General features: G+C 36.4%; 24 protein-coding genes and 1 other RNA gene. 14 read left to right on the forward strand and 11 right to left on the reverse strand.

Annotation, left to right across the window (positions count from 1 at the left end):
* Positions 1–241: 241 nt before the first annotated feature.
* Positions 242–1,384: a sensor histidine kinase gene (locus ESZ48_RS05825; protein ID WP_129016384.1), complete on the forward strand. Its 1,143-nt coding sequence runs from the start codon at positions 242–244 to the stop codon at positions 1,382–1,384.
* 46 nt (positions 1,385–1,430) lie between these two features.
* Here ESZ48_RS05825 and rny read toward each other — a convergent pair whose 3' ends face one another.
* The 4 genes from rny to ESZ48_RS05845 form a co-directional block, all read right to left on the reverse strand.
* Complete coding sequence (gene rny / locus ESZ48_RS05830; protein WP_129016385.1) at positions 1,431–3,008, reverse strand: ribonuclease Y; 1,578 nt, start codon at positions 3,006–3,008, stop codon at positions 1,431–1,433.
* Positions 3,009–3,146: 138 nt separating this feature from the next.
* Positions 3,147–3,254, reverse strand: a non-coding RNA gene (ssrS, locus tag ESZ48_RS05835) — 6S RNA.
* A 52-nt stretch (positions 3,255–3,306) separates the two neighbouring features.
* Positions 3,307–3,600 (reverse strand): cell division protein ZapA, encoded by a 294-nt coding sequence (locus ESZ48_RS05840; protein WP_129016386.1) that lies wholly within the window; start codon positions 3,598–3,600, stop codon positions 3,307–3,309.
* Between the two features lie 17 nt (positions 3,601–3,617).
* A complete protein-coding gene (locus tag ESZ48_RS05845) occupies positions 3,618–3,908 on the reverse strand; it encodes a hypothetical protein (RefSeq protein WP_129016387.1) in 291 nt (96 codons plus the stop codon).
* 275 nt (positions 3,909–4,183) lie between these two features.
* Between ESZ48_RS05845 and ESZ48_RS05850 the strand changes: the two genes are divergently transcribed.
* Positions 4,184–5,872, forward strand: a complete 1,689-nt coding sequence (locus ESZ48_RS05850) for a M23 family metallopeptidase (RefSeq protein WP_129016388.1) — start codon at positions 4,184–4,186, stop codon at positions 5,870–5,872.
* Positions 5,873–5,884: 12 nt separating this feature from the next.
* Entirely contained in the window at positions 5,885–8,347 is a 2,463-nt protein-coding gene (locus ESZ48_RS05855) for a TonB-dependent receptor (RefSeq protein ID WP_223266366.1), read from the forward strand.
* A gap of 271 nt (positions 8,348–8,618) precedes the next feature.
* On the opposite strand, the gene ESZ48_RS05860 is transcribed toward ESZ48_RS05855, so the two are convergent.
* Together ESZ48_RS05860 and ESZ48_RS05865 are read right to left on the reverse strand one after the other, a co-directional pair.
* Positions 8,619–9,248 carry a CHAP domain-containing protein gene (locus ESZ48_RS05860; protein ID WP_223266367.1) on the reverse strand — a complete coding sequence of 210 codons (630 nt, stop codon included), beginning with the start codon at positions 9,246–9,248 and terminating at the stop codon, positions 8,619–8,621.
* Positions 9,235–10,380 (reverse strand): cysteine desulfurase family protein, encoded by a 1,146-nt coding sequence (locus ESZ48_RS05865; protein WP_129016389.1) that lies wholly within the window; start codon positions 10,378–10,380, stop codon positions 9,235–9,237. Before ESZ48_RS05865 ends, ESZ48_RS05860 begins: the two co-directional genes overlap by 14 nt.
* 104 nt (positions 10,381–10,484) lie before the next feature.
* On the opposite strand from ESZ48_RS05865, the gene ESZ48_RS05870 reads away from it, so the two are divergent.
* Positions 10,485–11,402, forward strand: a complete 918-nt coding sequence (locus ESZ48_RS05870; RefSeq protein WP_129016390.1) for a hypothetical protein — start codon at positions 10,485–10,487, stop codon at positions 11,400–11,402.
* A 73-nt stretch (positions 11,403–11,475) separates the two neighbouring features.
* Here ESZ48_RS05870 and ESZ48_RS05875 read toward each other — a convergent pair whose 3' ends face one another.
* Positions 11,476–12,027, reverse strand: coding sequence for a Smr/MutS family protein (locus ESZ48_RS05875; protein WP_129016391.1), 552 nt, complete (start codon positions 12,025–12,027; stop codon positions 11,476–11,478).
* Positions 12,028–12,029: 2 nt separating this feature from the next.
* On the reverse strand, positions 12,030–12,227 hold the full coding sequence (locus ESZ48_RS05880) for a hypothetical protein (RefSeq protein WP_129016392.1): 198 nt from the start codon (positions 12,225–12,227) through the stop codon (positions 12,030–12,032).
* 123 nt (positions 12,228–12,350) lie between these two features.
* On the opposite strand from ESZ48_RS05880, the gene ESZ48_RS05885 reads away from it, so the two are divergent.
* Together ESZ48_RS05885 and ESZ48_RS05890 are read left to right on the forward strand one after the other, a co-directional pair.
* The gene (locus ESZ48_RS05885; RefSeq protein WP_223266368.1) at positions 12,351–12,650 is read left to right on the forward strand and encodes a DUF2752 domain-containing protein; all 300 of its coding nucleotides are present in this window, start codon (positions 12,351–12,353) and stop codon (positions 12,648–12,650) included.
* A gap of 11 nt (positions 12,651–12,661) precedes the next feature.
* Entirely contained in the window at positions 12,662–12,997 is a 336-nt protein-coding gene (locus tag ESZ48_RS05890) for a CCC motif membrane protein (RefSeq protein ID WP_129016393.1), read from the forward strand.
* Between the two features lie 72 nt (positions 12,998–13,069).
* Here ESZ48_RS05890 and ESZ48_RS05895 read toward each other — a convergent pair whose 3' ends face one another.
* On the reverse strand, positions 13,070–13,516 hold the full coding sequence (locus tag ESZ48_RS05895; protein WP_129016394.1) for a DUF5362 family protein: 447 nt from the start codon (positions 13,514–13,516) through the stop codon (positions 13,070–13,072).
* A complete protein-coding gene (gene rocD / locus ESZ48_RS05900; RefSeq protein WP_129016395.1) occupies positions 13,516–14,769 on the reverse strand; it encodes an ornithine--oxo-acid transaminase in 1,254 nt (417 codons plus the stop codon). The genes ESZ48_RS05895 and rocD overlap by 1 nt, the downstream gene beginning before the upstream one ends.
* A 473-nt stretch (positions 14,770–15,242) precedes the next feature.
* Here rocD and rlmD point away from each other — a divergent pair, with 473 nt between their 5' ends.
* The 4 genes from rlmD (at position 15,243) to ESZ48_RS05920 (ending at position 18,599) form a co-directional block, all read left to right on the forward strand.
* Complete coding sequence (gene rlmD / locus ESZ48_RS05905) at positions 15,243–16,652, forward strand: 23S rRNA (uracil(1939)-C(5))-methyltransferase RlmD (RefSeq protein WP_129016396.1); 1,410 nt, start codon at positions 15,243–15,245, stop codon at positions 16,650–16,652.
* Positions 16,653–16,753: 101 nt separating this feature from the next.
* Positions 16,754–17,290 carry a DUF6452 family protein gene (locus tag ESZ48_RS05910; RefSeq protein ID WP_129016397.1) on the forward strand — a complete coding sequence of 179 codons (537 nt, stop codon included), beginning with the start codon at positions 16,754–16,756 and terminating at the stop codon, positions 17,288–17,290.
* Positions 17,262–17,999: a DUF6048 family protein gene (locus ESZ48_RS05915; RefSeq protein WP_223266369.1), complete on the forward strand. Its 738-nt coding sequence runs from the start codon at positions 17,262–17,264 to the stop codon at positions 17,997–17,999. The genes ESZ48_RS05910 and ESZ48_RS05915 overlap by 29 nt, the downstream gene beginning before the upstream one ends.
* A 75-nt stretch (positions 18,000–18,074) precedes the next feature.
* Positions 18,075–18,599, forward strand: a complete 525-nt coding sequence (locus ESZ48_RS05920) for a DinB family protein (protein WP_129016399.1) — start codon at positions 18,075–18,077, stop codon at positions 18,597–18,599.
* Positions 18,600–18,624: 25 nt separating this feature from the next.
* Here ESZ48_RS05920 and ESZ48_RS05925 read toward each other — a convergent pair whose 3' ends face one another.
* Positions 18,625–19,782, reverse strand: coding sequence for a THUMP domain-containing class I SAM-dependent RNA methyltransferase (locus ESZ48_RS05925; protein ID WP_129016400.1), 1,158 nt, complete (start codon positions 19,780–19,782; stop codon positions 18,625–18,627).
* 57 nt (positions 19,783–19,839) lie between these two features.
* On the opposite strand from ESZ48_RS05925, the gene ESZ48_RS05930 reads away from it, so the two are divergent.
* From ESZ48_RS05930 to ESZ48_RS05945, 4 genes are all read left to right on the forward strand, one after another.
* A complete protein-coding gene (locus tag ESZ48_RS05930) occupies positions 19,840–20,571 on the forward strand; it encodes a class I SAM-dependent methyltransferase (protein ID WP_129016401.1) in 732 nt (243 codons plus the stop codon).
* Positions 20,568–21,242, forward strand: a complete 675-nt coding sequence (locus ESZ48_RS05935) for a ZIP family metal transporter (RefSeq protein WP_129016402.1) — start codon at positions 20,568–20,570, stop codon at positions 21,240–21,242. The genes ESZ48_RS05930 and ESZ48_RS05935 overlap by 4 nt, the downstream gene beginning before the upstream one ends.
* A 92-nt stretch (positions 21,243–21,334) precedes the next feature.
* The gene (locus tag ESZ48_RS05940; RefSeq protein WP_129016403.1) at positions 21,335–21,763 is read left to right on the forward strand and encodes a DUF4268 domain-containing protein; all 429 of its coding nucleotides are present in this window, start codon (positions 21,335–21,337) and stop codon (positions 21,761–21,763) included.
* A 199-nt stretch (positions 21,764–21,962) separates the two neighbouring features.
* A complete protein-coding gene (locus ESZ48_RS05945; protein WP_129016404.1) occupies positions 21,963–22,775 on the forward strand; it encodes an amidohydrolase family protein in 813 nt (270 codons plus the stop codon).
* The last annotated feature ends 20 nt before the right edge of the window (positions 22,776–22,795 follow it).

Here is a 22,795-nt window from a genome sequence, read left to right on the forward strand (position 1 = left end):
CCATACTATTTCAAATCCTTACGGTTGAAAACACGCCTTTAAATCATTCTAAAAAAAAACTTTGTTTAGGCCACTTTAAATTTCATTGTCACGAAATAATATTTTAAAAGTTGTAAAAAAAGTCTTAACTTTAATAACAATCCCTTGTGAAAAGTTTCAAATAGCATTTAAATTGATAACTCGTTATCCCCAACGTAGAGTTAACAAATTATACAGTCTCTTTTAAACTAAATCTAACGATATGAATTCACTTAGATCAGGATTACCAAAACTCAACTTAAATTCTTCACTTGTTGACGACCTCAGATGGCAGTTAGCTTTAGAGTATTCAGGTATTGGCATGTGGGAATTTGATGCGGTCTTGAACCGTGTGTACTTTTCGGAAGGTTCAAAGAAAATTATAGGCGTATCAGATCCGTTTTTTGGAAACGATCCCAATTCATGGAATAAAAGAGTCCATCCTGATGATATGGAAAAGTATTTACGGGACTTTCAAGATCATTTAAAAGGCTTAAAACCTATGTATGAAAATGAACACCGCGTAAGATGTGAAGATGGTTCTTATAAATGGATACGTGACCGGGGCAGGATTGTCGAATGGGATAAGGAAAATGTCCCAAAAAGAATCATTGGAACGCACACCGATATTACCACACAAAAACAACAAGAGAAAGCTATCAATGACGCGTTGATCGTCGCTACGGAACACAATAATAAGCTCAAGAACTTCGCGTATATCGTAACGCACAACCTTAAGCAACATACGGCAAATTTTGAAAGTTTACTGGATTTTTATGATGACACCGCCGATGTAAGAGAAAAGGAAGAAATTGTGGGCCACCTAAAAACGCTTTCTCATTGTTTAACAAAAACTATCACCAATCTTAACGATGTTGTTCATGTGCAGAATAGCAAATCCAAAGAGGTCAGAAAGATATTTATTGCAAAGGAAATTAACAATACCCTTAAACTTCTTGATTTTGTCATTTCTGAAACTAATGCAACAATTCACAACAATATCAACAAAAGGTTATTCCTCTATTATAACAGCTCGTATTTTGAAAGTATCATTCAAAACCTATTGTCAAATGCGATAAAATACAAGCATCCAGATAGAGATCCTGTGATTTCAATTGATTGTTCTTACGACAATCAAGAATTTAAACTCATGATTTCAGATAATGGAATTGGAATTGATTTGGAGAAATTTGGAAATGACATCTTTGGATTGTATAAAACCTTCCATCGCAATAATAATGCTGAAGGTGTAGGCCTCTATTTAATAAAAAATCAAATAGAAAGTTTTGGAGGCCGTATTACAGTGGATAGCAAAGTTGGTGTAGGCACAACATTCACGATTTATGCCAAAAACAAAAGAGCCTGACTTAGTATAGTCAGACTCTTTTAATTATATATTCTTTTAAAAATATCTATTTCGCAATATTCACGGCTCTAGTTTCACGTATCACCGTCACTTTAACCTGTCCAGGATAGGTCATATCCGTTTGGATCTTTTGCGAAATCTCAAAAGATAGATTAGCAGCTTGCTCATCAGAAACGCGGTCACTTTCTACCATCACCCTCAATTCACGACCTGCTTGAATAGCGTAAGCTTTATTGACACCATTAAACCCAAATGCCACATCTTCCAAATCTTTTAGACGTTGGATGTATGAATCCAGAACCTGACGTCTTGCGCCCGGTCTTGCACCTGAGATGGCATCACATACTTGAACAATTGGCGCCAATAATGTGGTCATTTCAATTTCGTCGTGATGCGCTCCAATAGCGTTGCACACTTCTGGTTTTTCACCATATTTCTCTGCCCATTGCATCCCTAAGATGGCATGAGGGGTTTCCATGTCTACTTCAGAGTCAGGCACTTTACCAATATCATGAAGTAATCCCGCACGTTTTGCTATTTTGGCGTTTAGACCCAATTCAGCGGCCATCACGCCACAAAGTTTCGCTACCTCACGTGAATGCTGCAATAAGTTTTGACCGTAAGAAGATCGGTACTTCATTCGTCCCACCAACTTGATCAATTCCGGATGCAATCCGTGAATTCCTAAATCGATGACTGTTCGTTTTCCAACCTCAATAATCTCCTGCTCTATTTGTTTCTGTGTTTTTTGAACCACCTCTTCAATTTTGGCCGGATGGATTCTTCCATCAGTAACCAACTTATGAAGTGACAAACGCGCTACTTCACGTCTTACAGAATCAAAACAAGATAAAATAATGGCTTCAGGGGTATCGTCTACAATAATTTCAACTCCCGTCGCGGCCTCAATGGCACGAATATTTCGACCTTCACGACCAATGATACGGCCTTTAACGTCATCAGATTCAATATTGAACACCGAAACACAGTTGTCAATGGCTTCTTCTGTTCCAATACGTTGTATGGTATTGATAATGATTTTCTTAGCTTCTTGTTGAGCCGTAAGTTTGGCCTCTTCAACGGTTTCTTGAATATAAGCCATGGCATCAGACTTAGCTTCTTGCCTAAGGGATTCTACAAGTTGAGATTTGGCTTCCTCTGCAGATAAAGCGGAAATAACCTCAAGTTGTCTGATTTGGCTTTTATGTGCCTTATCAACTTCTTCTTTCTTTTTCTCTAAAAATTCCAATCGGAAATCATAATCCTTGATCTTCTCCTCAATTTCTTGAGAAAGCTTTTTGTTTTTAGATAATTCATTGGACACTTGCGATTCTTTGTCGCGCGTTCTCTTTTCAGCCTCAGCTATTTTTTTGTCACGAGAAAGAATGATTTGCTCGTGTTCAGATTTTAGTTCAATAAATTTTTCCTTTGCTTGTAAAAGTTTGTCCTTTTTGATGGACTCTCCTTCTGCATTGGCCTGTCTTATAATAGAGTTTGATTCTTCTTTTGCATTTTTTATAATTTTTGAAGCATTGTTCTTTTCAAGTGCTTTTGCTACAATATATCCCAGCAATATGCCTATTGTCGAGCAACTCACAATTATTAAAATTGTATCCGTTTCCATGTTTAGTTTAGTTTAAAAAAAAATTTGAAATAATTCAAATATCCCGCTATAAAACGGAATCAGTTCAACCAAACAGCCCGTCATAAAGAGGTGCCATTTAGCCAAAAAAAAAGCCTACATCAGTTTAAAATTTTGCATAAACCCCTTAAAAACAAGTTTAGGGCTAACAAGCTGATCAAAAATCTGCTCAAAGGCAGCACGATTTTACAACTTAAACTCACCCTTTTTAAAGAATTAACGTTGAGTTTATCAAAAAAAATAACTAATGTAGGCAGTAACCTATGTATTTAAAAGAACGTTAAGAGCTTAAATGTGAATGAAGAAGATCGTTTAAAGCGGTTAATCTATTGGTGACATCTTCACTAACATTGTCTGTATCTATCATTTTTTGTTCCACTTGGGAAGCAAACTGCAAGGCACACATGGCCAAAACATCTTGTTTGTCCCTAACGGAATAATTTTGCTCAAATTGACTGATCATAGATTCAATTTTCTTTGCGGCTTTTCTCAATCCTTCTTCCTGTCCAGGTGCAATTGTCAATGGATACACTCTGTTAGCTATGGAAAGCTTAATTTTTAGCTGTTCTGACATTAAATCCTATACTTACATTATTGAGATAATTGTGCTATACAATGATCTATATCTTTTATTAATGTATTTATTTTGAGCTTTGTCTCTCGTTTGTTTTCATCACTGCCCAGCATCGAATTCGCAATTTTGAGGGCTTCATATTTTTCAATCCAAGAGCTTAACTCCTCTTGTTGCTGAATAATTTTATGTTGATAAATGGCCAATTCTTCAGAAAGCTTCGCATTGGTTTGTTTCAAAACCTCTTGTTTATGCAAAACTTTGCTGATTTTATTCTCTAATGAATCAACAATATCCTCAACTTTACTCATTTACAAATTTCAATACTGATGAAACAAAGTTAACATACATAAACAAAAATCACAATTGTTTTATCATAAATTTTTAAAAAATAAGTTCTGAGTGACATAAAGCGGTCTAAGTACTTCAAATTCATTGGACTCTAGAAATCAAAACTACGAATCCAGAGTTATCATTAGACGTTTATTGATTAAACTAAACTGCTTATTAAACTTGTCACTTTAAGTATCCATAACTTTAGGCACTTTAAGTACTTTTTAATATTTTTAGCCTTTCAAATATAGCTATGAAATTTCTTTTTATTCCCCTATTTCTAACCACTTTTGCTTTTTCACAAGTGGAATATCCAACTGATTATTTTAGAAGTCCGTTAGACATTCCCGTAATTCCTTCCGGTACTTTTGCAGAATTGCGAACCAATCATTTTCATGCCGGATTGGATATAAAGACCCAACAAAGGGAAGGTCTTAATATATATACCGTTGCTGAAGGATATATAAGTCGTATAAAAGTCTCCCATTATGGATATGGGAAAGTCATCTATATTACCCATCCTAATGGTTATACCAGCGTTTACGGGCATTTATCTAGTTATGCACCCATTATTGAAGCTTATGTCAAAGCGAAACAATACGAGCAAGAATCTTATGAAGTTGAGATGTTTCCTGCAGTGGATGAATTGAAAGTGAAAACGGATGAAATTATTGCCTACTCTGGTAACACAGGCAGTTCTGGCGGTCCGCATTTGCATTTTGAAATCCGAGACCAACAAGAGCGCACCATCAATCCCTTACTTTTTGGTTTAGAAGTACAGGATAAGAAATCTCCTTTTGTTTCTGGTGTTTATGCCTACACCAAAGATGATAATTCCTTTGTGAATGGTAGAACGGGGCGAGTAGAACTACGTCTCATCCCCAATAAAAACAAAGACTATAATGTAGAGAGTATCAATGCGTATGGTAACATCGGATTTGGTGTGATCAGTTATGACCAACAAGATTTAGCGGTCAATCAAAATGGCATCAATGGGCTGCAGGCTTTTTTCAATGGCCATAAAAAGTTTGAAATGGATTTTAACCGATTCTCATTCAGTGAAACGCGACATATCAACAGATTTCTTGATTATGAATTGTACAAAACCAAAAGAAGTAGAATCCAAAAACTGTTTGTTGAAAAAGGGAATGTGCTAAGCCTCTACAAAGAACTCGATAATGATGGCTATGTTAAAATTGCAGACAGCACCGCCTCAGTTTACAAAATCAGGATTACAGATTTTCATGGCAACGAATCTTGGGTAACCATTCCCATCAATGGAAAGAAAATGTCAAAAACGCCGGTTTCCATTGACACCAAATCCAAAACTTATATTTTTGCAGAGCAGCCTACCAATTTAAATGAAAAGAATGTGAACGTCTTTATTCCTGCGAACAGCTTTTATGACGATGCATTTATTGATTTTAAGGTAAGTAATGACACTATATATCTCCATAAAGATATCATCCCACTTCAAAAAAACGTGACTTTACAATATGATGTCAGCAATTATAAAGATTCAGAAATAGACAAGCTCTACATTGCAGAACTAATTGGCAACAAAAGATATCCAAGTTATCTCAATACAAAACGCGGAGATAATAAAACATTAACAGCATCTTCAAATGCATTGGGCACATACGCCTTGGTTATGGATACCCAAGGTCCAAGAATCTCTGCGGTCAATTTTCAGGATAAGAAATGGCTAAGCAATTACCGCTATCTTAAATTCAAAATCACCGATGATCTTTCAGGAATCAGTAATTACAGAGCCACCATTAACGGCAAATGGATTTTAATGGAATATGAATATAAAACCAATACCTTGACATTTGATTTTAATGATAATGTGGTTAACGATACTGAAAACGAATTGAAACTCGTTGTGACTGATAATGTTGGAAATAGTTCTACATTTGAAGCAACGTTTTTTAGAAAATAAAACACCAACCATTTGAAACCATATGTTCACCTTTTGCGCTTCATTTTTGCGATCTTGCCTTTTCTGGGATGGTCTCAAACCGCTACTATTAAAGGAATTATTTTGGATGATGCCAACATCCCTATTTCCAATGTCAGTATTAAAACTGGCGAGATAGGAACAACAACAAATGAAAACGGTTTTTACGAACTGAAAGTTCCAATCCATATGGATATTTCCGTTGAATTCACACACATTTCCCACAAACGTGTTGTTGCAAAATTCAATCTTAAAAATGGGCAGACCATAGAATTCAATCCGGTGATGAGCATTAATGTCGAACAAATTGCAACGGTGGTCATTCATGGCAATCAGCGACAATCTGTAGATGGTGTGACCACCATTCCTCCTGCCCTGATCCGTACCATTAAAGGCGCGCAACCAGGGGTAGAAAATATTTTAAAAACCTTGCCAGGTGTCAATATTTCCAACGAATTAAGTACACAATATTCAGTAAGAGGTGGCAATTTTGATGAGAACTTGGTTTATGTCAACGAAATTGAAGTTTACAGACCATTTTTAGTACGATCAGGACAACAAGAAGGATTGAGTTTTGTGAATACGGATCTGGTACAAAACGTCGATTTTTCAGCTGGTGGATTTCAAGCGAAGTATGGTGATAAACTGTCATCGGTTCTTGACATCACCTATAGAAACCCAATAAAATTTGGCATCAACACCGATATCTCATTATTAGGCGGTAGTCTTTCTGTGGAAGCGGTATCAAAAGACTCTAAGTTATCAGGGATAATTGGTTTACGCTACAGAGACAATAGCCTAGTGCTAAACTCATTAGAAACTGAAGGCATTGTAAAGCCAGTTTTTGCAGATGTCCAAACCTATTTGACCTATAAGTTTACGGATAAGTTCCATGTCAATTTCTTAGGAAACATCTCGAGCAACAAATACAATTTCCAACCACAAAACAGGCAGACCAACTTTGGAACAATAGCAAATCCGATGGCTCTGATCGTGTATTATGAAGGTCAGGAGAAGGATGCCTACAACACCTATTTTGGAGCGTTTAAAGCGAATTACTTTGCGAGCGAAGACTTGACCTTAAAACTAATTGCGTCCACCTACCATACCACAGAAGAGGAATATTTTGACATTTTGGCCCAATACCGTTTGGGAGAAGTGAACAGTAATATTGGCGATGAAAATTTAGGTGAAGTTGAATTTAGTGAAGGTATTGGCTCACAACTCACCCACGCCAGAAATGATTTGGACGCCCTAATTACTACCATTGAACATAAGGGCGATTATCAACTGGACGATAATATTTTTGAATGGTCTTTAAAATATACCCATGAAGATGTCAGGGACCGTTTAGTGGAATGGGAAGTGATTGATTCTGCGGGATTTTCCATTAATCCGCCAAAAACGGGTGTTTTTAACGAACAACCTTACCAACCCTACCAAGGACCATTAGTCGCTTTTCAAAATATAAGAGCTACCAATTATGTTCAAATTGACCGCTTTCAAGCGTATGCACAATGGAGCAAACGTTCAGAATTGGGCAATCATGAAGTGTTTTATAATTTTGGTGTGAGAGCCCACAATTGGACGGTCAACGGCACTGGTATTGAAAGTAAAACACAAACAGTTTTTAGTCCGAGAGCACAATTTGCCATCAAACCTGATTGGAATAAAGACATGCTTTTTAGACTTGCCGGTGGCGTGTATTACCAACCTCCTTTTTATAGAGAACTCAGGGATTCTTCTGGTGTCGTTAGACCAGATGTGAAGGCCCAAAAATCAGTGCATCTTGTTTTGGGCAATGAATACAGTTTTAAAATGTGGGACCGACCTTTCAAACTGGTTTCTGAAGCTTATTATAAACATATGACCGATGTTAATCCGTACACTTTGGAAAATGTGCGAATTAGATATCGTGCCATCAATAATGCCAAAGCCTATGCTTACGGTGTGGATTTGAGATTGAATGGCGAGTTTGTTCCTGGTACTGAATCTTGGTTCAGTTTTGGTTATTTAAAAACTGAAGAGAATATTGAAGATCGCGGTTATATTGCCAGGCCAACTGACCAGCGTCTAAAATTTGGAGTTTTGTTTCAAGATTATGTGCCCAACATCCCTGAGTTAAAAGTTTACTTGAATCTGGTTTACAACACTGGTGTTCCGGGAGGTTCTCCAAGTTATGCGGATCCTTACGAATATCAAAACAGATTGCGTGATTATAAGCGTGCCGATGTCGGTTTTTCTTATGTCATCGTGGATGGGAACAAAACCTATAATGCCAAGTGGAAAAACGCCTTTAAAGAGTTGACAGTTGGTGTGGAACTCTTTAATATGTTTGATGTTCAAAACTCAATAACCAATACTTGGGTAAGAGACGTGTATAGCAAACGTCAATATGCTATTCCAAACTATTTGAGTCCGCGGGTGTTTAATGTGCGGATTTCTATGAGGTTTTAAGGTTATATTTATCTCGAAGAGTCGCAGAGTTTATTAACAAAGCGATAGATGATCAATTTTAAGAAAATTTAAATTGCAATCAATAAGCACCAAAACCCAACCATGAGACTTATATAAATTGATAGACAAGTATTTTTTTCTCGCAGTGGCGCAGAGCTGTTGAAATCTTTATTTTTTAGACCGAACCCAAATTGAATTCAAAATGAAATCAGTGAGTACCTGGTATAATCAGTGTTACCTGCCCGTCCGTATAGGCGGGTCTGCGTTCTAATTAACGGTCCGTTTTTCGCAACCATCCCAAGACACTGGAATCGCCAACAGTCCATTTGTCGTTTTTTAAGCGTAGTTTAAAATCTTCTCTAGAATCTTTCCCAACGTTTTGTTGTACTACCTCAATGGAGTTTTTGTTCACTTTTGAAATGATAGCCACATGCCCATAGGAATTCAAAATATTGCCTTTAAATATAATCAGATCATTTACTTCTGGTTTTAATTGGCTTCCATTGGTAAACTGAACCAAGTTTCGATCCTTATTTTTTTGATTATCCTTTAAAGCCGGATTGAAAAAATCTTTCGCATGACCATAACTATTGGGCATTTTATGATTTAAATAATCGTAATAATAACGTTTTACAAATTCAACACATTGCCATTTTAAGCCCAGATTATAACCATCTTTAGTTAAGTTTCTGCCAGAAACGTTGTTCATGCTTTTATTGTAAAACACATAAACATCATTAAACACATCCAAGGTATCACCAACTTTTTTTGCATTAAATTTTTTGGGTTTTGGAGCTTCTTGACTTTGTGTTTCGGACAAAATCAATTGGGAAGTGCTTTGTTCTTTTTTACAGGACATCAACACCAAAAGAACGAGAATATAAGGGCTAATTTTCAACAAATTCTTTCAAGGTATCAATGACATAATCTACTTCAGCCTTCGTATTAAAACTTGAAAATGAAAATCTTACAGAAGGTTTTAGAAGATTTTCAGCATTTAAGATCTCAGAAAGCACGTGCGAATTTTGATTGCTCCCACTTTGACAAGCAGAGCCTTTAGAACAGGCAATTCCTTTTAAATCCAATTGAAAATGGAGCATCCCGCCTTTTTCAGGAGCAACTGGGAGACAGACATTAATTAAGGTATAAGTGCTCTCTTCAGTATTAACGCAATTGCCATTGAAGGTCATTTTTGAAGAAAGACCTTTTAATTGGTCAATGAAATATGTTTTTAATTCTAAAACCTGTGCCTGTTCTTTTTCTAGATTGGCATAACTCAGTTTTAGAGCTTCTTCCATTCCAACAACATTATGAATGGATTCCGTACCTGCACGATAACCACGCTCCTGCTCACCTCCAAAAATTGATGCCTTGATACCAGAGCCCTTTCTGATAAAAGCAAAACCAATCCCTTTTGGACCGTGGAACTTATGCGCACTTGCCGCTATAAAATCGATGGGAATGGCCTGTAAATCCAATTCATAATGTCCAACAGATTGTACGGTATCACTATGAAATAACGTGTGGTTGGATTTACAAAGTTCCGCTACCTTTTTAAGGTCTAATTTATTGCCAATTTCATTATTGATATGCATTAAACTCACCAGCTTTTTATTCGGAGACTGCAATAAACGCTCAAGATCAATTAAATCGACCATACCGTTTTCAAGTAAATTGACGTAGGAAACGGTCATATCAAATTTCTTTTGAAGATGCTCTACGGTATGTAAAACCGCATGATGCTCCAATTTACTGGTAATGATTTCAGTAACGCCCAAATCCCTAACAGCACTTTGCAAAACCAAATTATCGGCTTCCGTACCTCCTGCAGTAAATACAATCTCTGAAGCACTGACATTAAAAAAAGAAGCAATGGTTTTTCTGGAACTTTCCAGTAAAGATTTGGCGGAGCGCCCCATACTATGTGTGGATGATGCATTACCGAATTGCGAACGCATAACCTCTGTCATACGCTCAATAACAGCATCACGCATGGGAGTGGTGGCTGCATTGTCAAAATAAACTTGTTTCATGATAAAATTCTTTCGAATCGCAAAAATACTCCAAATAAAATTATTCCGAAGATGGGACGTTATAAATTCACAAATGCCGTATTTTTGCTACCAAATTGATTGAAATGCAGAAAATAATTTACTTCTTAAGTTTATGTTTGTTGGTCACAGCTTGTAACGATGGTGACATCATTGACGTGGAACTGGATTTTGACAGAACCTTATCCATATGTGATTTAAGTCCGGGAAATTATTTTTTATATGACACAAAAACAGACCCATCGGAATCTTTAAGCTTGATTTTCCCAAAAAACTCTGCTACGGAACTCATTTTCAATCCAACCGAAAATAATTACAAAGCCACTTTCCCTATAAATGGTACAAATTCAATCTTCAACTATCGGACCTATGATGGGAAGGCTGAAGATTTACTGTGCAATATATTACCTGATGCCGCTACCAGAATTCTTAAAGATTATGCCGCAACATCTGGCACAGTAACAACGATAACGACGTTTGTTGATGATGACGGCGACGGTATTCCTGCACATATTGAAGATGCTAATTTAGATGGCGATAATAATCCTGCAACAAATCCCACTGATTCTGACGATGATGGCATTCCTGATTACTTAGATCAAGATGATGATAATGATAATGTCTTGACCAAAGATGAAAAACACAATTACACCGAGGCTGATGGACTGTCAAAAGCACAGGATACGGATGGCGATGGTATTCCAGATTATTTAGACGATGACGATGACGGCGATGGTGTTTTAACGCGATTGGAAGACGCAAATATGGATGGCGATCCAAGAAATGATCGTGATCAAAGTTCTCCTACACCAAGTGTCCCAAGATATCTTGATAAAGAGGCAAAGGATAAATATGACTATCCACACTTCAATAAAAACGTATACAAACGTACAATTACTGTCAAGTTTTATATTAACAATGTCAATTTGGACGTGATCAGTTTGACTGAAATTGATTTTGGCACGTACACGTATACCATAGATATTGAAAGTAAAATTGAATAGTGCTATCTGAAATTTTACATTTTACCTATTTCATAATAACCAAATCAGTTCGTATCAAAAATTTCGAGTTTTATTAATTCTGAAAAATATAGACTTCGGTAGCACCTATACCGTATTTTTTGAAATCGGCATCATAATGTTTGACATTCTCATAGCGGCCAAAAAGTGTTTCCAATTCCATTTTTAGCACGCCTTCTCCAACGCCATGAATAAAGACAATTTTTTGGATGCGTTTGCTGATGGCAAATTCCAATTGACGTTTTGCGGTATCGAGTTGCAATGTCAACATATCATAATTGGATAAGTTCCGCTGGTTCTCCGTTAATTTATGAATATGTAAATCAACTTCCATTGCCGGTTGGTTTCGTTCTTTTGGTTTCACCTTTACAGATTTTCGCTTGGTATTCTGCTCTTTTTCTGAAAGTACATCACTAAAGGAATGATCAGAGAAAATACGGGATCTCAAAGAGTCTTTCCCGTCCATTTTCAGCAATTCATTCTCTTGAAAGTCTAAAAGAAACCCATCATTAGTTTCAATAAAAACCGTTTTACCTTCAATTTTTGAAACCGTTCCAGAAATGGCTTCATCCAATACCGTAACCTTATCTCCTACTTTTAAACTCATAGCTATTCGTCTTTATTAGAAGGTGATTCTTGATCATTTTTACTAGGAATATTTTTAGATATCCGATACACACCAATCATCAAAATCACGATTCCTCCAATAAGAAGATATTGATTTTGATCCACTCCAGCTTTGGCGTAAATGGCGATCAATCCGCCAACAATTATTAATAAAAGGTTAAGTACTCTTGACATGCTCATAGGTTGATTTTTTATACAAGGAAAAACGAAATTAATCAATTAGAATCAAAATAGCATTGGTTTATTGCAAATCTAAGGTCAAATGTTTTATGAAATAATTCCTTTCTTTTTATACATTTGCGAATGACTGTTTTTAACCTTATTAAACCAGAAGACCTTATGTTCCCTTGTCTCAACAAGCAGCTCTTTGGTATTGAGTGTTTGGGATGCGGGATTCAGCGTGCCACGTTTTTATTCTTTAAAGGGGAGTTTTTATTGGCTTTTAAAATGTATCCAGCCATTTACACGCTTTTTTTATTGACACTTTTCCTTATATTTAACCTGTTTATTAAATTCAAATATGACCATACCATTAAGATGGGCTTGATCTTTTTGAATGTAGGCATTGTAGTTATCAGCTATTTTATTAAAATCATCCACTAAAAACCAACCACATGGAAAAACAACAATTACCTAATTCAACCCTCATTTTAGTTTTCGGAATTATATCCATAGTCACTTGCTGTTGCTATGGTGTCATCGGATTACCTCTGGGCATTATCGCGTTGGTACTTGCCAATAAAGCGACTGCACTTTATGCTACTGATCCAGAACTTTACACCGGATTTCAAAATGTAAAAACAGGGAAAATTCTTGCGATTATTGGTATCATTCTAAATGCGATTTTCTTAATGACAGTTATTTGGATGTACGTATCCATAGGAGCTGATGGTATTCAGGAAATGCAGGAAGAATGGCTAAAAGGCCTTAACGAAGGTGCGGTAGAATAATCTCTTTTTTTGAATTAAAAAAGCGGCTAAATTATTTATTAGCCGCTTTTTTTATATCTAATGCTCAATAATTCACATCGCTCCGGCAATCATTGCAAAAACAAAAATCAGGACATACAAACTGATAATTACAATTGTGAAAATTCCGATAAACTTATAATGCGATTTCAAGTTTGAAAAAGCAGAGGTCAATTCGTCATTATTATTGGAATTCAAGGCACTCTTCATTTTTCGTGAGAAATTAAAAAGATAAAGTACAGGAAAAAAGTAGAACAGTGCTATTACAACATAAAACATCCCAAAATAAGACATATCTACACCTAATCCTGCATACGGATTCCCACCTGGAATGAGGTTCATCGCAAGACTAAAAAACAGGCCGCCAAGGATCATCAATCCAATACCTATAAATCCTAAAATGGAGAGAAAATACGTCCATGTTGAAGTTTCCTTCAAAAACCCCAAAATTACTGGGGGTAGATTCAACTCAAAAGTTTCAAAAGCCGATTTTTCTTCCATTATTTCGAATTAGGTTCAAATTGTTTCAATGTTTTTATAATAATCCCGATACATTCCAAAAGTTGCTGCTCGTTCATTACTAGAGGTGGCGCAAAACGGATGATATTTCCGTGGGTTGGTTTTGCCAAAAGTCCGTTGTCTCTCAATGCCAGACAAATGTTCCATGCCGTATCACCATCTTCACTGTCATTAATTACCACAGCATTAAGCAATCCTTTACCTCTCACCAATTTGGCAATCGTACTTTTTTGGATATAAGAATCCAATTCACTTCTAAAAATCTGACCTAGTTTTTCAGCATTCTCTGCTAAGTTTTCTTCTTTAACCACTTCCAAAGCAGCTATCGCCACTGCTGCAGCAACTGGGTTGCCTCCAAATGTACTGCCATGGTTCCCAGGCTGGATGACGTTCATTATAGAATCGGCTGCCAACACGGCGCTTACTGGATAGGCTCCACCGCTTAAAGCTTTCCCTAAAATAAGGATATCAGGTTTCACATTTTCATGATCTACTGCCAAAAGCTTTCCTGTTCTGCCAATTCCCGTTTGTACTTCATCTGCCATAAACAAGACATTGAACTTTTCACATAAGGCTTTTGCTTTTGCCAAATAGCCTTCACTTGGCACATAAACTCCAGCTTCACCTTGAATTGGTTCCACCAAAAATCCTGCAACATTTGGATTATTCTCTAAAGTACGTTCCAATTCTTGCAGATTATCATACTCTATTTTTATAAAGCCGTCCGTAAAAGGCCCGAAGTTTTTGCGTGCAACGGGATCACTTGAAAATGAAATGATGGTGGTTGTTCTTCCGTGGAAGTTATTTCTACAGACAATAATTTCCGCTTGATGGTCGGCGATACCTTTGACTTCATAAGCCCATTTTCTACAGATTTTAAGCGCTGTCTCTACAGCTTCTGCACCCGTATTCATGGGCAACACTTTGTCATAGCCAAAGTATTTAGTAGCATACGCTTCAAATTTCCCCAAAACGTCATTGTAAAATGCACGTGAGGTTAAGGTTAAGGTTTGCGCCTGCTTTACCATGGCATCAACAATTTTTGGGTGACAATGCCCTTGGTTGACAGCAGAATAAGCAGAAAGAAAATCATAATATTGTTTTCCTTCAACATCCCAAACATGCACACCTTCTCCTCTACTCAGTACTACTGGAAGCGGATGGTAATTATGTGCACCATACTTGTTTTCTAAATCCATCGCTTGTTGCGAAGTCATGTGGTCTAAAACAGCCATTTTATAAGAATTTACAGTTTCATGTCTTCAAAAGACACGGTTTGACATCATTAGATAGACGCAAACATTAATAATTAAATCTCGCCTAGCGAGTAAAATAACCATTCCTACTGTACCTTTATTCTTTCGATATCCCGATAGCTATCAGGACGAAAAAGCAGCGTGGGAGAGAAATCATCCCTAAGGACTTGCAAATTAGCAAATATTTAAACCTCTGAAAAGTTTTTAGCCCGATTTTACATTTAAATTTTAGAAGTATTATTTCATTTAATTTAAACCTTAGAAAATCTTATAACCCATTAAATTAAGCCAAGTTCTTAAGACACATAAATTCTAAGGTGACACAAAATAATGCGTTCAATTTAACTGTCTGCCCTAATTCTCAAAAACTATTAGAAATTAAAACAAGGTTTCACTAAGAAAATCGCAATTTCTAATTCGTAAATCGCATTTGGTTTCACTATTTTTGCGGCATGGGAAGAAGAAATAGAAAACAAATCTTTGAGAATGTTGTTGTAGTTGACGCAGGTGCCAAAGGCAAATCAGTGGCAAAATCACCTGACGGTGCCGTTATTTTTATGCAAAATGTGGTACCAGGTGATGTTGTGGATGTAGAAACTTTTAAGAAGCGTAAATCCTTTTACGAAGGAAATGCCATCAAATTCCACGTATATTCTGATAAGCGTACCGAACCAAAATGCCAACATTTTGGCGTTTGTGGTGGTTGTAAGTGGCAAGATATGGGCTATGAACACCAATTGTTTTATAAACAAAAAGAAGTGGAGAACAATCTCAAACGAATCGGTCATTTGGAACTTCCTCCTGTGACGCCTATTTTAGGTTCTGCAAAAGACTATTTTTATAGGAATAAAATGGAATTCTCCTTTAGTGACAGCCGATGGTTGACCTTAGAGGAAATTCGATCCAATGAGGATGTAGGCGATAAAAACGCCCTCGGTTTTCATATTCCTGGCATGTGGGATAAAATTCTTGACATCGAAAAATGCTGGCTTCAAGCGGATCCGTCCAATGCCATTAGAAATTCGGTCAAAGAATTTGCTGTTAAAAACGGACTTGAATTTTTTAACACCCGCAATCAGACTGGATTTTTACGAACACTTATGCTTCGTACATCATCTACTGGCGATATTATGGTGCTTTTTCAGTTTTTCAAGGAAGACAAGGAAAATCGTGAGCTACTATTGAATTATATAGGTGATAAATTCCCGGAAATTACTTCGTTACAATACGTCATCAACGGAAAAGCGAATGATACCATTTACGATCAAGAAGTGATTTGTTATAAAGGAGAAGATCATATTTTTGAGGAAATGGAAGGGTTGAGATTTAAAATAAACGCCAAATCCTTCTATCAGACCAATTCAGATCAAGCCTATGAACTTTATAAAATCACGCGTGACTTTGCCGATTTAAAAGGTGATGAACTCGTTTACGATTTATATACCGGAACTGGGACGATTGCTCAATTTATTGCAAAAAATGCGAAGAAGGTGATTGGAGTGGAATCTGTTCCTGATGCTATAACCGCAGCAAAGGAAAATGCACAATTAAATGGCATTGATAACGTTGAGTTTTATGTAGGTGATATGAAAAACGTATTCAATGCCGATTTCATCAACCAGCACGGCCATCCTGATGTGATCATTACAGATCCACCACGTGATGGAATGCATAAAGATGTGGTACAAGAAATTCTGAATATCGCTCCAAATAAAGTGGTATATGTGAGTTGTAACAGTGCCACGCAAGCAAGAGATTTAGAAATGATGGACGCGATGTATAAAGTCACAAAAGTGCAGCCGGTGGATATGTTCCCTCAAACGCATCATGTCGAAAATGTTGTACTTTTGGAAAAAAGATAAGAGGATTGACGATTGACTATTTTTGATTGACGATTTTTGATTAACGATTGATGATTAAAATGATACTCACGACAGTAATTTAAACAAGAAACCACAGAAACTTGAAACAAATAAAACTCCATCAAAACATTAAAATCCTACTTTCTCTTCTCATAATTGTGAGCCTATGGAGTTGTGAGCGTGATGATATCTGTGCTTCTACAACATCTACAACACCACATTTGATCATTCGTTTTTATAATATCAATGCGAACTCAGAGACGAAAACTGTTAGGCGAATGGATGTTACCGCAGAAGGTAACCCAAAGTATATTGTCAATGATAAAACTACTGACTCCATTGTATTGCCTTTAAGAGTAGATGCCTTGGACATTTTGAATACCTCCAGATTTGTGCTTACAAAAGACAGAGATTATGATACAGATGATGATCCCAATACAGTTTCGAATGCTGACATTATCGAAGTGAAATACACCCCTGAACTTATCTATGTTTCAAGAGCGTGCGGTTACAAAAGCGTATTCAACAACCTGAGTGCAACTCGGGAAACAGACCTGAGCAATTGGATTATAGATATTCAAGTTATTAAAGACACCATAAACAATGAAAATGCAGCGCATATCAATATTTATCATTAGTCTGATTATCTTGATGGTGTTTCCAGAAACATCATTTTCTCAGGAGGTTCAAGAAAAAAATGCTAATGACACCATCATTATCAAACAGAAATATGGCTTACGTTTAGGAGGCGACATTGGAAGGTTAGTGCGTTCTTTTATAGATGATGATTATAAAGGATTTGAAATTACAGCAGATTACCGACTTACCCAGAAATTATATTTGGCCGGAGAATTAGGGACTGAAGAAAACTCCATAAGAAACGATTATTTAGATGTCACAGCAAAAGGCAGCTACTTTAAGGCTGGTATAGATTACAACCTCTATAGAAACTGGCTTGATATGGAAAATCTCATTTACACCGGATTGAGAGTTGGTGTCAGCACTTTCAGCCAAAACCTAAACAGTTACAAAATTTACACGACTGATCAATATTATGACACACCTTTTACTTCCACAGATTTACAAGAATATAAAGGTTTGTCTGCTATTTGGGCTGAACTGGTCATAGGTATCAAAGCCGAGATTGTCACCAATTTGTTTATTGGTTTCAATGCACAGCTTAAAGGTTTGGTCGCGGAAGATCAACCTACAAATTTTGAAAACTTATTTATTCCAGGATTCAATAAAACTTTTGATAGCGGCCGATTTGGCTTCGGATTTGGTTACAATGTATCGTATTTGATCCCTATCTATAAGAAAAATAAAAAAATAGCTATAGAGGACTAATTCTATACAAATTCTTCAACTTTCACATTCATTTTATAAAAAAATTACTTAACTTTTGCATACTAATACCAACGTATGCACAAAGATGAGATTGCCGATTTATTGGAGGAAAAATACCACGCTCTACTTAATTTCCTTGAAGTTCAAGATAATGAAAAATGGACTAAAGGACCAGAAGGAAAATGGACTACAGGTCAGCAAGCATTACATTTACTGCAGAGCATTAAGCCTTTAAATGATGTCTTGAGCATGCCCCGGTTTTTTTTCAAATATGCTTTTGGAAAAAACGATCGCGAATTATATGATTATGATACCATCGTTCAGAATTATCAGAAAGCTTTAAAGGAAAATAACGACTTCGTCTTTAAGGCTTCCAAAAATATGAAAATTCCAAAACTGAAGGATAAAACCTATATTTTAAGCCGACTTCAGGTAGAAAGCAAGAAACTACAATACAAAATCAGAAGAATATCTGATAAAAATTTAGATACATTAGTGCTTCCACATCCTCTAATGGGGAAAATGCCAATTAGAGAAATTTTAATGTGGACAGCCTATCATGTGGAACATCATACAAAACAACTTCAGGAAAACTATTAAACTTTAGCGGAGCCTCCAAGGAAGTTTACTCCATGTACTTCCCTTTTTTACTGCCTTCATACATTACATACTTCACCAATCTCGCTTCCAGTTTGGCATTGACTAAATGGATTTTTCGAGAGGGTCTTAAGCCCACATGTTTTAGAGCTTCAAGATTTGATGTTATAAACCAGGCATCGGTTCCCGGATAATTTTGTTTTAAGGTATCACCAATGCTTTTATAAAAGGATTCCATTTCAATATCCAAACGTTCACCATACGGCGGATTGAACACCATGTGCAACTTCTCATCCCCTGCTTTTTGAGTTTTAAAGAAATCTTCGTGCCTAACTTCAACAAAATCTTCCAATTTTGCATTTTTGATGTTTTCTTTTGCTTTTTCAACCGCACTTGGCGATTTGTCATAACCAATAATGCGATGGTGAAAATCTCTGGTTTTACTCAAAAGAGATTCCTCAATTTTCTCAAACAACTCCACATCCCAATCCTGCCAGCGCTCAAAAGCAAACTCCTTTCGCATTAAATTTGGAGGTATATTACAGGCTATCATTGCCGCTTCGGCTAAAATGGTACCACTACCACACATTGGATCCATAAAATTGGTTTGTCCATCCCAACCCGACAACATAATCAAACCCGCGGCCAGAACTTCATTGATAGGCGCAATGTTCGTTGCAGTTTTATAGCCTCTTTTATGTAAAGAATCGCCTGAAGAGTCTAAAGAAATATTGCACATATTCCTATCAATATGGACGTTGATTTTTAAATCGGGAAATTTAAGATCCACATTTGGACGTTCACCAACAGTATCCCTAAACTTATCCACTACGGCATCCTTCGTTTTTTGCGCTATATAAAGCGAATGGGTAAATAAGTGGGAATGTACTGTGGCATCTACAGCCATGGTTCCTGTAGGTTTGAGATATTGCGCCCAATCCATTTTATAAACCTGATCATACAAGTCCTTTTCATTGTTGATTCTAAAACTATGGATCGGCTTTAAAATTTTAATAGCGGTTCTTAGCGCTAAGTTTGCTTTGTACATGAAACCTTTGTCACCTACAAAACTCACATTTCGCACACCAATTTTCACCTCTTGTGCTCCCAATTGGGTCAACTCGTTGGCAAGTAACTCTTCAAAACCAAATAAGGTTTTGGCAACCATATTAAAATTATTATCCATTGTTCTCCTGATATAGATTGCAAAAATAAAGTATTTTTGCAGTCAGACGAATTTATAATGACAAAAGACACATCAGAGTGGTACGCCTCATGGTTTGATACCCCTTATTACCATATTCTTTATGCCGACAGAGATCACGCAGAAGCCCATCAATTCATGGATAATTTGACCCAGTACTTAAATCTGCCGGAGCATGGAAAAATACTCGATCTCGCTTGCGGGAAAGGACGCCACTCCATATATCTCAATTCTTTGGGCTATGATGTTACTGGAGTTGATCTTTCAGAAAACAGCATTGCCTATGCTAAAACGTACGAAAATGAAACCTTGCATTTTGATGTACATGACATGTGTGAGCCTTATAAAGATAAATTCGATGCCGTATTTAATCTTTTTACCAGTTTTGGCTATTTTGACGAATCAGAAGACAACCTGAATACTATAAAAGCCATAAAAGAGGATCTAAATGAATTTGGCTTTGGGGTCATTGACTTTATGAATGCCGATTTTGTAATTGAAAACTTAGTCCCTGAAGATGTAAAAATAATCGGTGGCATAGAGTTTCATCAGAAAAGATATGTTGAAAACGGACATATTATTAAAGATATCAGTTTCACAGATCAAGGGAAAGATTACAACTTTCAAGAGCGCGTTAGAGCAAAGACCTTAACTGATTTTGAGGCCCTTTTTGAACAAGCTGGTGTTTATTTACTCGATGTTTTTGGCGATTATAAATTAGGTAAGTTTCACAAAAGCACTTCAGAACGACTAATAATGATCTTCAAATGAAGCAGTATCTTTTACCTTTCTTAGCGGTTGTTATTGGTGTGTTTTTGGTATTGATCTTCAAAAATAAAAAATCCAATTACACCAAGTTTCTATTATCATTCAGTGGTGCGTTTTTATTGGCATTGACGCTTTTTGATTTGTTGCCTGAGGTCTATCAACATTTAGATGCCAAGCAAACAGGGTTGTTCATAATGTTGGGTATCCTTTTGCAGATTTTGCTAGAATTTTTCTCCAAAGGCGCGGAACATGGCCATGTGCATGTACATGAACAAGAAGACGGTTTCCCATGGGTGCTGTTCATCAGTTTATGCATCCATAGCTTCTTGGAGGGTTTTCCTATTCATCAGCACAACGATATGGTATATGGCGTGCTCATCCATAAGATCCCCATTGCGGCATTGATTACCACCTATTTGTTCGAGTCAAAATTCACAACGAAACAGATTGTAGGATTTCTTGTCATTTTTGCTATTATGACCCCTATGGGAACCCTTGTTTCGAACACCGTACCCTTTGTAGGCGAATATCTATTTTTCATCAATGCGATTGTTATTGGTATCTTTTTTCATATTTCAACCGTCATCCTGTTTGAAAGCAACGAAAACCACAGATTCAACCTTACAAAACTGATACTGATTGCATTGGGGATTTTGGTGGCATACCTAATTTGAAATTCTAGGAAAACAAAAATATCGCAAATAGAACTAAGCTTTAAAAAAGCCAATAATTAAGTCAAAAGATTCCCGCCTTCGCGGGAAATGTTATGTTTAGCAAAGAAGAATCGAGAAAATTAAGAGAAGAATTTTGGATCAGTTTCGGAAAGTCATTCCCTCGAAAATGGATTCTTTATGATACTAAATTGAAAGGATTTGCCTTTAAATTCCATTTTGATACGAAATCGGCCCTAGTGACTTTAGACCTCGAAGACGATCTGGAAAACCGAATCAACTTTTGGGATAAGCTACAATCCCTGAAAACTATTTTAACTGAGGAATTTCTACCCGATGCAATTTTTGAAGAAGCGTATTATTTAGAAAATGGCAAAGAAATTTCTAGAATCTACGTGAATTTAGATCAAAAAGTATCCATTCACAATAAAAACACTTGGAGGGATGTCATGGAATTCTTTGTTGAAAAAATGACCTTGTTTGAAGCGTTTTTTGAAGATTATAAAGATTTTATAGATTCTTAATCGGCAGGCATGAGTGAGCAATAAATAGGAATCATTTAACATTGAGTATATTTTATAATTCAAAACGCTAACAGAGCAAAATCTCATTTAAAAAAAATAGTGGCGAACTTAAAACTAAAATCTGCGGCTGAACACTAAACTTGCCCACCTATAATAATTTATCGATATTGTAAACAAACACTAAAAACCCAATAAAACTATGATTATAGACGTCCATACCCATATTAACAACTATCATGAAGATCGGGTTGTTTCCTTAGAAGATTGTCTTAATAAACTTACGGATACAATGGAGGAAAACAATGTAGATTATTCTTTGGTATTGTCGTCCTATAAAGTAAATGAGCACAGACCTAGCACAACAAAAGTAGTTGAAGCCATTAGCAATAGGAATAATCTGGGCGTTGTGGCCGGTGTGAGCTATTTGAATTACGACTATAAAGATTTACGTGAACTCAGCGAGTTTCTTGATGCTGGACTCATCAAAGGTCTTAAATTCTACCCAGGTTATGAACCTTTTTATCCTAATGACATCCGGTTTAAGGTCATGTATGATATGGCTATCGAATTTAATGTTCCAGTGATGTTTCATTCCGGTGATACTTACGCGCCAAATGGAAAAATAAAATACTCCCATCCTATCCATATCGATGATTTAGCCGTCGATTATCCCGATTTGAAAATTGTCATATGTCATGTAGGAAGTCCGTGGATTAAGGATTGTATGGAAATTGTTTATAAAAACGAGAATGTATATGCGGATATATCAGGATTGACTTTAGGTGATTTCTCAGATAAATTTGAGCGCTATATGAAGAAGGAAATTGAAGAAATGATCATTTATGCCGGAGATCCGAAATATCTGTTGTATGGCACCGATTGGCCTATTAGCAATATGAAATCCTATCTCAGGTTTATGGATCAATTAGAACTCGATGATGACAAGAAAGAATTGATTATGTGGAAGAATGCCGCTGAATTATTTAAGATTGATGTCAGTAAATTGAGATAATTACAACAATCATTTTTTAA

It is taken from the genome of Gelidibacter gilvus (assembly GCF_004115975.1).
Taxonomy (GTDB): Bacteria; Bacteroidota; Bacteroidia; order Flavobacteriales; family Flavobacteriaceae; genus Gelidibacter; species Gelidibacter gilvus.